We start from the raw sequence: 12,049 nt of genomic DNA on the forward strand, positions 1-12,049 counted from the left end.
GCGGGCGGTGTCGGTGGGGGCCGGTACCATCTCGTGAGTGACGATCTCGGGCATCATCCCTGCGCTCTCGCGCGCCTCCGCGTTCGATCGCGTGCTCCGCGCCGCGCCTCGTGACGCCGACTTCTCGGTCGTCGACGGCCTGCGGGTCCCGCTGCTCGGGGCGCTGCTCGCCGAGCGGAACGGGCCGCAGTGCGTGCTCGTCATCACGGCGACGGGGCGTGAAGCCGAAGCGGTCCGCGACGCCCTCGGCAGCTACGTCCCCGACGCCGACGTCCTCGAGTTCCCGGCGTGGGAGACCCTGCCGCACGAACGGCTCAGCCCGAGTGCCCAGACCGTCGGCACCCGCATCGCGACGCTCCGCAGGCTCGCGTCCTGGTCCGCCGCCGCCGACGCCGCCGACCGCCGCACCACCATCGTCGTGGCGAGCGTCCGCGCAGCGCTGCAGCCGATCGCCGCCAACCTGACCTCGCTCGCGCCCGTCGTGCTGCGCACCGACTCGCGCGGCAACGACCTGGCCGCCATCGCCGCGAAGCTCGTCGACATGGCCTACGCCCGCGTCGACCTCGTCACGCGGCGCGGTGAGTTCGCGGTGCGCGGCGGCATCCTCGACGTCTTCCCGCCCACCGCGGACCACCCCGTCCGCGTGGACTTCTTCGGCGACGAGATCGAGGCCGTCAAGGCGTTCTCGGTCGCCGACCAGCGCACGACCGAGGAGGACCTCGGCTCGGTCGAACTCACGGCCTCACGCGAACTCCTGCTCAGCGACGACGTCCGGCAGCGGGCGCGCGAGATGCTCCACGAGTTCCCGAACCTGTCCCAGATGCTCGCGAAGATCGCCGAGGGGATCCCGGTCGAGGGCATGGAGTCCCTCGCCCCCGCGCTCGTGCAGGACCTCGTCCCGATGACCTCGTACCTGCCAGAGGACGCCACCATCGCGGTGTTCTCGCCCGAGCGGGTGAACGGTCGCGCGAACAGCCTGGCCGAGACGAACACCGAGTTCCTGCAGGCCGCGTGGAGCGCCGCGGTCGCCGGGGCCCAGGCGCCGATCGACCTCGACGCCGGCAACTTCCTGACGGTGCAGCAGCTCAAGAACACCCGCGGCCAGCGCACCTGGTGGACGGTGTCGCCGTTCGACTCCGGTCTCGACGAAGGTGACACCGCGCGCGTGCTCACCGACGCCGAGGCAGCAGCCGAGGCGGGGGAGTACATCCGCGTCCGTGCCGAGGCGGTACCGAGCTTCGCGGGCAGCGCCGACGGCGCGATCGCGCACGTCAAGGCGCTCACCGATGACGGGTGGGCGGTCGTGGTGACCGCCCAGGGCCAGGGTCTGGTCGAGCGGGCGGTGCAGGTCCTCGCCGACGCCGGGGTCGCAGCCCGTGCCGAAGCCCTGCCCGCGCCTCCCGAACCGGGTGTCGCCATCGTCACGACGGCCACCGTCGAGCACGGCTTCGCCATCCCGGATCCGCGCATCGTCGTGCTCAGCGAAGCGGAGTTCTACGGTCGGAGCGTCCAGCAGGGCGCGCGCACCGTGAAGAAGCTCGCGAGCCGTCGCAAGAACGTGGTCGACCCGCTGCAGCTCAAGCCGGGCGACGTCGTCGTGCACGCGACGCACGGCATCGGCAAGTTCGTGGAACTGGTGAGCCGCGAGGTCAGCTCCGGCGGCCGCAACGCGGTGAAGACGCAGCGCGAGTACCTCGTGCTCGAGTACGCGCCGTCGAAGCGGAACTACCCCGGCGACAAGCTCTTCGTGCCGACCGACCAGCTCGACCAGCTCTCGCGGTACGTCGGTGGCGAGTCCCCGACCCTGTCGAAGATGGGCGGCTCGGACTGGTCCGCCGCCAAGTCGAAGGCCCGCAAGGCCGTCCGCGACATCGCCGTCGACCTCGTGAAGCTGTACTCGGCGCGGATGGCGTCGAAGGGGCACGCGTTCGGCCCGGACACCCCGTGGCAGCGCGAGTTGGAAGAGGCGTTCCCGTTCGCCGAGACGGCCGACCAGCTCACCACGATCGACGAGATCAAGCGGGACATGGAGCGGCCCATCCCGATGGACCGCCTGCTCTCGGGCGACGTCGGCTACGGCAAGACCGAGGTCGCGATCCGCGCCGCGTTCAAGGCGGTGCAGGACGGCAAGCAGGTCGTCATGCTCGTGCCGACGACGCTGCTCGTCCGCCAGCACATGGAGACGTTCCAGGAGCGCTTCGCCGGCTTCCCCGTGCACCTGCGCGCCCTGAGCCGGTTCCAGTCCGAGAAGGAGTCGAAGGAGACCATCGCCGGGCTCGCCGACGGCACCGTCGACATCGTCATCGCGACCCACCGCATCCTGTCGCAGGGCATCACCTTCAAGGACGTCGGGCTCGTCATCATCGACGAGGAACAGCGGTTCGGTGTCGAGCACAAGGACCAGCTGAAGAAGTTCAAGACGAACGTCGACGTCCTGGCGATGTCGGCGACCCCGATCCCGCGGTCACTCGAGATGGCGGTCACCGGGATCCGCGAGATGTCGACCCTCGCGACCCCGCCCGAGGACCGCCACCCCATCCTGACCTTCGTGGGGCCGCAGTCCGACCTGCAGGTGGCCGCCGCGATCCGCCGCGAGCTGCTGCGCGAGGGCCAGGTGTTCTACGTGCACAACCGCGTGCGGGACATCCAGGGCGTCGCCGCGCACCTGGCCGAGATCGTGCCGGACGCCCGCATCGCCGTGGCACACGGGCAGATGTCCGAGAGCACCCTCGAGCAGGTCATGGTCGACTTCTGGGAGCGCCGGTTCGACGTCCTCGTGTCGACGACGATCATCGAGACCGGCCTCGACATCGCGAACGCGAACACGCTGATCATCGACAAGGCCGACAAGTACGGGCTGTCGCAGCTCCACCAGCTGCGCGGTCGTGTCGGCCGAGGGCGCGAGCGCGGGTACGCGTACTTCCTGTACGACTCCGAGAAGCCCCTGTCCGAGACCGCACAGGACCGCCTCGAGACCATCGCGGCGAACAACGAGCTCGGCGCGGGCATGCAGGTCGCGATGAAGGACCTCGAGATCCGCGGCGCCGGCAACCTGCTCGGCGGCGAGCAGTCCGGGCACATCGCGGGCGTGGGGTTCGACCTGTACCTCCGGATGATCGGCGAGGCCGTCTCGCAGTTCCGCGGTGACGTGGCCGAGGGGCAGACCGAGCTGCGGCTCGAGATCCCGGTGGACGCGCACATCCCCGAGGACTACGTCGAGTCCGAGCGACTCCGGCTCGAGGCGTACCAGAAGCTGTCAGCGGCCTCGGCCCCGACGGCGCAGCAAGACGCCATCGACATGGTGCTCGACGAGCTCACCGACCGCTACGGGCAGCCGCCGCAGGCCGTGCAGACGCTGGTCGAGGTCTCCCGCCTGCGTCGCATGGCGCAGCAGGTCGGCCTGTCCGACGTCGTGGTCATGGGCTCGAACCTGCGCGTGGCGGGCAAGGAGCTCGCCGACTCGTCGCAGGTGCGGCTCAAGCGGATGTTCCCGGGCGCGAAGTGGTTCCCGCAGCAGAACGCGGCGAGCATCCCGATGCCGCGTCCGCACGACCAGGCGCTGCCGGACGACGCCCTGATCCAGTGGGTCGAGAGCATCCTCACCGCCGTGTACGGCGCGACGACGCCGGCGGAGGCGCCGGCCGCGTAAGGGGTGCAGTGGTCGCGAGCGGCGACGGACGGGAGGCACGGTGCGGGCTGGCACCGTGCCTCCCGTCCGCTCGTGGGCGCGTCCACCGCGCACACGCAGTTCGCGACGATCCACGCGTCGATCGACGCGTGGATCGTCGCAAGCGTGGTGCAAGCCCGCGCGGGCCCGGAACCGCGCCCCGCTACTCGGTCGCCTCGGCCTCGGACAGCTCGCGCCGCCCGCGGTACGCCCGCGCCCGCAGCGTGACCACGACCGCCGACGCGACGATGGCGATGCCCGAGCCGACGAGCACGGCGAGCACGCCCTCGTCGAGGATCTCCTCGTTCCGGGCGAACGCGAGCTCGTTCATGAGCAGCGAGACCGTGAAGCCGATCCCGCCGAGCACCCCGACGGTGATGATCGAGAAGAACGACAACGACGACCGCCCTGGCGAGCGGAAGATCCGCGTGGCGACCGCGCCGAACAGCGTGATCCCGATGACCTTGCCGACCGGCAGCGCGATGACGACGGCCCAGAACGTGGGCGAGAGCTCACTGATGCCGACGGCGGGGATGACCACCGCGGCCGACGCGAACGCGAACACCGGCAGCACGATCGCGTTGGACCACGGCTCGACGTTCTCGTGCAGGGTGTGGCCCGGACGGCGGGGGAGCACGAGCCCGAGCGCGACGCCGGCGATCGTGGCGTGCACGCCGGAGTGGTAGACGAGCCACCACGTCAGGAGCCCGACCACGACCATCGCCACGATGAGCAGCGTCTGCCCGTTGCGCCCCGGACGGAGCATCCGGCCGAGCAGCCAGAACACCGCGAGCGTGACGACGGCACCGGCGAGGGCCAGGAAGTCGGTGTCGTGCGCGAACACGACGGCGATGATGATGATCGCGATGAGGTCGTCGAGCACCGCGAGTGCGAGCAGGAACACCCGGATGCCGCTCGGTAGCCCGCGACCGAACATCGCCAGGACACCGAGGGCGAACGCGATGTCGGTCGCCGTCGGGATCGGCCAGCCGTGCGTGTACTGCGTGCCAGCGGTGACGAGCAGGAAGATGCCCGCCGGCACGAGCACGCCGCCGACCGCCGCGATGGCGGGGATGATCGCGGTCTTGGGGTTCGACAGCTCACCGTCGACGAGCTCCTGCTTCAGCTCGATCGCGACGAGCAGGAAGAACACCGCCAGCAGGCCGTCGCTGATCCAGTGCGCGATCGACAGGTCGAGGCCGACGGCACCGAGCGGCAGGTGCGCGTCGAGCAGCCGTTCGAGGCCAGGGCCGACCGGAGAGTTCGCGACGACCAGGCCGAGCACGGCGGCGGTCAGGAGCGCGATGGCGCTGAAGCGGGGGGAGCGGACGAGGGACGACATGGATCTCCGTCTCGAGGGGTCGGGTGGTAGTCCGTCGACCAGACTTCCCGACACACCACGACCAGCATACGTGGGTGAGACGATGGCGCGATGACCGCCGTACCGGACCTCGTGACCGTCGTCGACCGCCTGCTCGCCGAGGACGGGGGCTGCGTCTGGAACCGGGCGCAGACCCACGCCACGCTCGCGCGCTACGCGGTCGAGGAGTCCTACGAACTCGTCGACGCCATCGACGACGGCGACCCGGACGACGTCCGCGAGGAGCTCGGCGACGTCCTGTACCAAGTCGTCCTGCACGCCGGGATCGCCGAACGCGCGGGGGAGTTCACCCTGGAGGACGTCGCCGCCGGGGTCCGCGACAAGATGGTCCGTCGACACCCGCACGTGTTCGGCGACGAGACCGCGGACACCGTCGACGACGTGGTCCGGGTGTGGCGTGCGGCGAAGGCGGCGGAGAAGTCGGCCCGGACGAGCGCGCTCGACGGCGTCCCGCGCGCGATGCCGCCACTGGAGCGGGCCGTCAAGCTGCTGGAGCGCCTGGAGGAGCACGGTGCTGCCGACACGGCCGTCGCGTCGGTCGTGGCCGCCGCGCCCGCCGAGTCCGTCGCGTCCGCCGCGTCCGCCGCGTTCGGCTCGGTCGCTGACCGGGAGGCCCGCGGCGCGTCCGCCACGTCAACTGCGGCACCCGGAACGGGGACCGCTCGGGCATTGGCCGGGTCGCCGGCACCGGCCGACGGTGCAGGGGCGGTGGACCCGGCGTGGGGGATCGCGATGCTGGAAGAGGTCGCCGGAGCGGTGCGGGACGGGATCGACCCGGTCGCGAGTCTCCGCGTGGCGGTCGCTGCGCTCGAGGAAGCCGGCCGCGCCGCGGAGTGAGTGCGCGGGGAAAGAGAAGGGCGCCCTCCTAACCCGAAAAAGGAGGGCGCCCGTGAGCGGGTGGGCACACCCCCAGGGAGAGGTGTGCACGCAGAACCCGCTCGGGTCGCGGGGCACACTGCAGCACGGTGCCCACGCGATCGGTCCGGAGAGTGGATCAGGCACGCTCCGAACCGAGGTACTGAATGCAGTATGCCAGTAGGACGCATGCCGCGCAACTCGTCGATGCGCATCTGCCAGACTTGACGCCATGGCGACGACCGTGACGGCACCCCGTGGCATGCGAGACTTCCTCCCGGCGGACAAGGCCCGACGCGAGCACGTGCTCGGTGTCGTCCGCGACGTCTACTCGCGGCACGGGTTCGACGAGATCGAGACCCCCGTGGTCGAGGACGCCGCGCGGCTGCACTCCGGGCTCGGCGGAGACAACGAGAAGCTGGCGTTCGCGGTCATGAAGCGCGGGCTCAGCACCGAGGACCTGCAGGCTGCCCAGGCGCCGCTCGACCTCGCTGACCTCGGGCTCCGGTTCGACCTGACCGTGCCGCTCGCCCGGTTCTACGCCTCGCACCGCGCCGAGCTGCCCTCGGTGTTCCGATCGGTGCAGATCGCGCCGGTCTGGCGCGCCGAGCGTCCACAGAAGGGGCGCTACCGCCAGTTCGTGCAGTGCGACATCGACATCCTGGGGGAGCCCGGGCAGCTGGCCGAGATCGAGCTCATCCGCGCCACGACCGCCGCGCTCGACGAGCTCGGGGTGACCGGCACCACGATCCGCATCAACGACCGGCGGATCCTGCTGACCCTGCTGGCGTCGTGGGGCATCGCGGACCCCGCTGCCGCCGACCGCGCACTCATCACGGTCGACAAGCTCGACAAGATCGGCCCGGACGGCGTCGCTGCCGAGCTCCGCAGCACCGTCGGACAGGAGCTGCCGGGGCTCGAGGACACCATCCGTGCGCTCGAGGCCGCGGACTGGACCTCGGTCGAGGGGGCTGCGTGGCTCGACGCCGAGGCGTTCGCCGACCTGCTGCGCCTGCGGGAAGCGCTGCCCGGCGTCGACCTGCGCTTCGACCCGACGCTCGTGCGCGGCATGGGCTACTACACCGGCACGATCTTCGAGGTCGCGCACCCCGACTTCGGCTACAGCCTGGGCGGCGGCGGTCGGTACGACGGCATGATCGGTCGGTTCCTCGGGCAGGACGTCCCCGCGGTCGGCTTCTCGCTGGGCTTCGAGCGCCTGGTCGACCTCGTGACACTCCCGGAGTCCGCCGAGTCGGACGCCGTGGTGCTCGTCTACGACAAGGACGTCGACCCGGTCCGGCTCGCGGCCCTCAAGACCGAGGCGCTCGCATCGCACCGGCGCGTGCGGCTCGAACGGCGCACCAAGAACACGAAGAACCTGCTCGCCGGTCTGGCCGCGCAGGGGTTCTCCGCCTTCGCGACCGTCGGCGCCGACACGACGTCGCTCGAGGGTGTGGAGTTCCGCCCGCTCGACTGAGTTGTCCACACCGGGCGTCACGGTCGACGTCGTGTTCACCTCGGCTCGCTAGGATCGGTCCCGCAAACACCACAACCAATGTGTAGGGAGTACCCCGTGGCCCTGATCGATGCCGTAGGCGCACGCGAAGTCCTCGATTCCCGAGGCAACCCGACGGTCGAGGTCGAGGTCCTCCTCGACGACGGCGTCGTGTCCCGCGCGCTCGTCCCCTCCGGTGCCTCCACCGGCGCGTTCGAGGCGTACGAACTCCGCGACGGCGATGCCTCGCGCTACGGCGGCAAGGGCGTGCTCAAGGCCGTCGACGCCGTCCTCGACGAGATCGGCCCGGCGCTCGAGGGCTTCGACGCCACCGACCAGCGCCTCGTCGACGCCGCGCTCATCGAGCTCGACGGAACCGAGAACAAGTCCCGCCTCGGCGCGAACTCGATCCTCGGTGCCTCGCTCGCCGTGGCCCGTGCCGCTGCCGACTCGGCTGACCTGCCGCTGTTCCGCTACCTCGGCGGCCCGAACGCGCACACGCTGCCCGTTCCGCTGATGAACGTCGTCAACGGCGGTGCCCACGCGGACACCAACGTCGACATCCAGGAGTTCTTCCTCGTGCCGTACGGCGCCGAGTCGTTCTCCGAGGCGCTCCGTTGGGGCGTCGAGACCTACCACGCCCTCAAGGGCGAGCTGAAGAAGCAGGGCCTCGCGACCGGCCTCGGCGACGAGGGCGGCTTCGCGCCGGAGCTCGCGTCGAACCGTGCGGCGCTCGACTTCCTGCTGACCGCGATCGAGAAGGCCGGCTTCACCCCGGGCAAGGACATCGCCGTCGGCCTCGACGTCGCGTCCACCGAGTTCTTCCACGACGGCAAGTACTCGTTCGAGGGCAAGCAGCTCTCGAGCCAGGAGTTCACCGCGTACTTCGCCGACCTCGTCGCGAACTACCCGCTCGTCACGATCGAGGACCCGCTGGCCGAGGACGACTGGGAAGGCTGGTCGCACCTGACCGCCGAGCTCGGCGACAAGGTCCAGATCGTCGGCGACGACCTGTTCGTCACCAACCCGAAGCGTCTGCAGCGGGGCATCGACGAGAAGGCCGCGAACTCGATCCTGGTGAAGGTCAACCAGATCGGCACGCTCACCGAGACCCTCGACGCGGTCTCGCTCGCGCACCGTCACGGCCTCACCTCGATCCTGTCGCACCGCTCCGGCGAGACCGAGGACACCACGATCGCGGACATCGCGGTCGCGGTCGACGGTGGTCAGATCAAGACCGGTGCACCGGCTCGTTCGGACCGCGTCGCGAAGTACAACCAGCTGCTCCGCATCGAGGAAGAGCTCGGCGACGCCGCGGTGTACGCCGGTCGCTCGGCCTTCCCGCGCGCCAAGTCACTGTAAGCAGCTCGGCCAGCAGCACCGGCACCACCGAGACGCCGTCCTCTTCCGAGAGGGCGGCGTCTCGTCGTGTGCGGACCTCGATCGCGTCCCTCCGTGCCGGGGTCAGTACCTGCCGCGCGCGCTGCGTCGAGCGGTCGGGAGACGTCGGCCAGCTCGGACTCCTCCGACGGGACGTGACCGCCGGACGCGCGCCGGGCGATGGGTCGTGACCGCTCCCTGCGCGGGACGGGTTGGCGGGCCGGACCCGCGCCTCCCGGCGGAGCGATCGGACGACGCGAGTCGCTGAGAGGCCACCGAACGGCCGCGTGCCGGGCGCTCCCACCGCGTCGGTCGGGTTATCGTCGGGACGTGCCCAGCCAGAAGCCCCGCGTCCGCCGCGTCCCCGTGGCGATGCCCGACGGCAGCACGTCGGCGCAGCCCTGGTACCGCTCGATCCACTTCTCCGGGTTCAGCCTGCTGATGCTCGCGATCATCGTGCTCTTCGTCGTGGTGCTCGCCCCGTCGCTCCGCACGCTCATCCAGCAGCAGGAGCAGATCGCCCAGCAGCAGCGTGAGGTCGCGAGCCAGAAGGCCGACGTCACGCAGAAGAAGAAGGACGTCGCCCGCTGGGACGACCCCGCGTACATCGAGGCGCAGGCGCGCGACCGCCTGCTCTACGTGTACCCGGGCGAGGAGAGCTACCTCGTGATGGGGGCCGAGGACCGCAAGGCCGAGACCACGCCGACGACGGACTCCGGCACGCCCGTCAGCACGAAGGTCCAGACGCCGAAGGTGGACTGGGTGCAGGCGATGCTGTCCTCGGTGCTGCAGTCCGGGCTCACCGACGAGACCGCTGCCGACCTCGTGGCCCCGGACGTCTCGGGCACCGGCGAGAGCAAGTAGCACCGAACCGGACCCGTCCGGCGCGACGGTGCGCGGGGTACCGGGTCTCCGGTAGGCTCACGTTCCCGTGACGACCCCTCCCTTCGACCCGCCCTCCGACCGCGACGTCCAGGTCGTGTCGGCGCAGCTCGGCCGACCGGCACGCGACGTCATCGGGATCGCGGCACGGTGCGTCTGTGGCAACCCCACGGTCGTCTCCACGAAGCCCCGACTGTCGAACGGCACCCCGTTCCCGACGTTCTACTACCTGTGCCACCCCGCGGCCACCGCCGCGGTCAGCACCCTCGAGGCCAACCAGGTGATGCCGGAGCTGGCAGCACTGCTCGAGGACGACACCACCGCGGCCGCGTACCTCGCGGCCCACGAGTCCTACCTGGCCGATCGCGAGTCGATCGAGCACGTCGACGAGATCGTCGGCATCAGCGCCGGTGGCATGCCCACCCGTGTGAAGTGCCTGCACGCCCTCGTCGGTCACGCCCTCGCCGCCGGACCCGGCGTCAACCCCATCGGTGACCTCGCGCTCGAGCGCGCGGACTGGTCGCCCTCCCGGTGTGAGTGCCGGGCGTATGATGACGGTGCAGACGCTGGAGTCGGGGCGGGTGGCGGCGAAGTCTGACTCGACTCCGAAACCCCCATCCAAGGAGATCATCCCCCGTGCCCAAGATCCTCGTCGTCGGCGGCGGTTACGCCGGTTTCTACACCGCATGGAAGCTCGAGAAGCACCTTCGCCAGGGCGAAGCCGAGGTCGTCATGGTGGACCCGCTGCCGTACATGACGTACCAGCCGTTCCTGCCCGAGGTCGCTGCCGGTTCGATCGAGCCGCGTCACGCGGTCGTCTCGCACCGCCGCCACCTCAAGAACACCCGCGTCGTCACCGCGAAGGTCACCAAGGTCGACCACGCGACGAAGACCGCCACGATCACGCCGACCGAGGGCGAGGCGTGGGAGGAGTCCTACGACCAGATCGTCATGACCGCCGGCGCGGTGTCTCGCACGTTCCCGATCCCGGGTGTCGCGGACGAGGCCATCGGCCTCAAGACGATCGAGGAAGCCGCGGCGATCCGCGACAAGATCCTCACGAACTTCCACAAGGCGGCGAACCTGCCGGCCGGTCCCGAGCGTGACCGCCTGCTGACCGTCGTCGTCGTCGGTGGTGGCTTCGCCGGCATCGAGGTCTTCGCCGAGCTCCGCTCCTTCGTCACCGACCTGCTGAAGAGCTACCCGCAGCTCTCCTTCGACGAGACGCGCTTCCACCTGGTCGAGGCGATGGGCCGCATCATGCCCGAGGTCTCGCTCGAGACCTCGCACTGGGTGCTCAAGAACCTCGCGCAGCGCGGTGCGAACGTGCACCTCGAGACCCAGCTGGCCTCGGCCGTCGGTGGCGTCTGCGAGCTCAAGACGAGCGACGGCGCGATCGAGAAGATCGAGTCCGACCTCATCATCTGGACCGCCGGTGTCATGGCGAACCCGATGGTCAAGGGCACCGACTTCCCGCTCGAGCAGCGCGGTCGCATCCGCGTGCAGCCCGACCTGCGCGTCGTCGACGACAACGGCGTGATCGCGGACGCATGGGCCTGTGGCGACGTCGCAGCCGTGCCGGACCTCACCGGTGGTGGCGTCGGCGGCTTCTGCGTGCCGAACGCCCAGCACGCCGTCCGTCAGGCGAAGCAGCTCGCGAAGAACCTGGTCGCGACCATCCGTGGCGAGGCGACGACCGACTACAAGCACGAGAACCTCGGCGCCGTCGCGGGCCTCGGTCTCGGCATCGGCGTGTTCCAGTCTGGCAAGTTCGCCATGAAGGGCTTCCTGGCGTGGGGCGCGCACCGCGGCTACCACGGCATGGCGATGCCGTCGTGGGAGCGCAAGTGGCGCGTCATCGGCGACTGGGTCGGTGGCTTCTTCCTGGGCCGCGACATCGCGTCGCTCGACGACCGTGAGACTCCGCGCGCTGCGTTCGAGGCCTTCGCGTCCCGTCCGAAGCCCGCGGCCGAGGCCCCGGCAGCTCCGGCCGCCGCTCCGGCTCCCGAAGAGGGCAAGCCCGCTGGCGCCGCCGGCCCGGCGTACGGCGAGCCCGCCAAGGACGTCTCGAACGAGGCCGAGCCCGTGAAGGCCCCGGCCGACGCCAAGTAGTCCCAGCAGCAGTCCACGAGAGGCGGTCACCCTTCGGGGTGGCCGCCTCTCGCGCATCGGTAGGCTGTTGCGGCCCGCCCCCGTGGCCCAATCGGTAGAGGCATGCGACTTAAAATCGCCGAGTTGTGGGTTCGAGTCCCACCGGGGGTACCAGTGCGCGTCCCGCGAAAGCGACGTCGTGCCGCCAACCGTTCGCGGCACACTGTCGCCCTGGCGGGCAAGACGGCGCGACCGCGGGTGCATCTGTCGCTTCGGCGGGTGTGAACCGGCCCCAGCC

The 12,049-nt window shown here is 70.6% G+C and carries 8 protein-coding genes and 1 tRNA gene; 8 read left to right on the forward strand and 1 reads right to left on the reverse strand.

All coding sequences use genetic code 11. The annotated features are described in order from the left end of the window. Window positions 1-37: 37 nt before the first annotated feature. On the forward strand, window positions 38-3,649 hold the full coding sequence (gene mfd / locus EDF47_RS13785; protein WP_133938501.1) for a transcription-repair coupling factor: 3,612 nt from the start codon (window positions 38-40) through the stop codon (window positions 3,647-3,649). Between the two features lie 181 nt (window positions 3,650-3,830). Here the strand turns inward: mfd and nhaA are convergent, their stop codons facing one another. After that, a complete protein-coding gene (gene nhaA / locus EDF47_RS13790) occupies window positions 3,831-5,009 on the reverse strand; it encodes a Na+/H+ antiporter NhaA (RefSeq protein ID WP_133938499.1) in 1,179 nt (392 codons plus the stop codon). A gap of 90 nt (window positions 5,010-5,099) precedes the next feature. Between nhaA and EDF47_RS13795 the strand changes: the two genes are divergently transcribed. From EDF47_RS13795 to EDF47_RS13825, 7 genes are all read left to right on the forward strand, one after another. After that, window positions 5,100-5,885, forward strand: coding sequence for a MazG family protein (locus EDF47_RS13795; RefSeq protein WP_133938497.1), 786 nt, complete (start codon window positions 5,100-5,102; stop codon window positions 5,883-5,885). Between the two features lie 250 nt (window positions 5,886-6,135). Continuing rightward, a complete protein-coding gene (gene hisS, locus EDF47_RS13800; RefSeq protein WP_133938495.1) occupies window positions 6,136-7,380 on the forward strand; it encodes a histidine--tRNA ligase in 1,245 nt (414 codons plus the stop codon). Between the two features lie 96 nt (window positions 7,381-7,476). Beyond that, complete coding sequence (gene eno / locus EDF47_RS13805) at window positions 7,477-8,760, forward strand: phosphopyruvate hydratase (RefSeq protein ID WP_123294734.1); 1,284 nt, start codon at window positions 7,477-7,479, stop codon at window positions 8,758-8,760. 348 nt (window positions 8,761-9,108) lie between these two features. Further along, window positions 9,109-9,642, forward strand: coding sequence for a septum formation initiator family protein (locus EDF47_RS13810; RefSeq protein WP_111084824.1), 534 nt, complete (start codon window positions 9,109-9,111; stop codon window positions 9,640-9,642). A gap of 67 nt (window positions 9,643-9,709) precedes the next feature. Next, window positions 9,710-10,258, forward strand: a complete 549-nt coding sequence (locus tag EDF47_RS13815) for a DUF501 domain-containing protein (protein WP_111084823.1) — start codon at window positions 9,710-9,712, stop codon at window positions 10,256-10,258. Between the two features lie 38 nt (window positions 10,259-10,296). Beyond that, window positions 10,297-11,772, forward strand: coding sequence for an FAD-dependent oxidoreductase (locus EDF47_RS13820; RefSeq protein ID WP_123294735.1), 1,476 nt, complete (start codon window positions 10,297-10,299; stop codon window positions 11,770-11,772). A 76-nt stretch (window positions 11,773-11,848) separates the two neighbouring features. Then, a tRNA-Leu gene (locus EDF47_RS13825) sits at window positions 11,849-11,925 on the forward strand. The last annotated feature ends 124 nt before the right edge of the window (window positions 11,926-12,049 follow it).

The sequence above is a fragment of the Curtobacterium sp. PhB190 genome, from assembly GCF_004365385.1.
In the GTDB taxonomy this organism is placed as follows: Bacteria; Actinomycetota; Actinomycetes; order Actinomycetales; family Microbacteriaceae; genus Curtobacterium.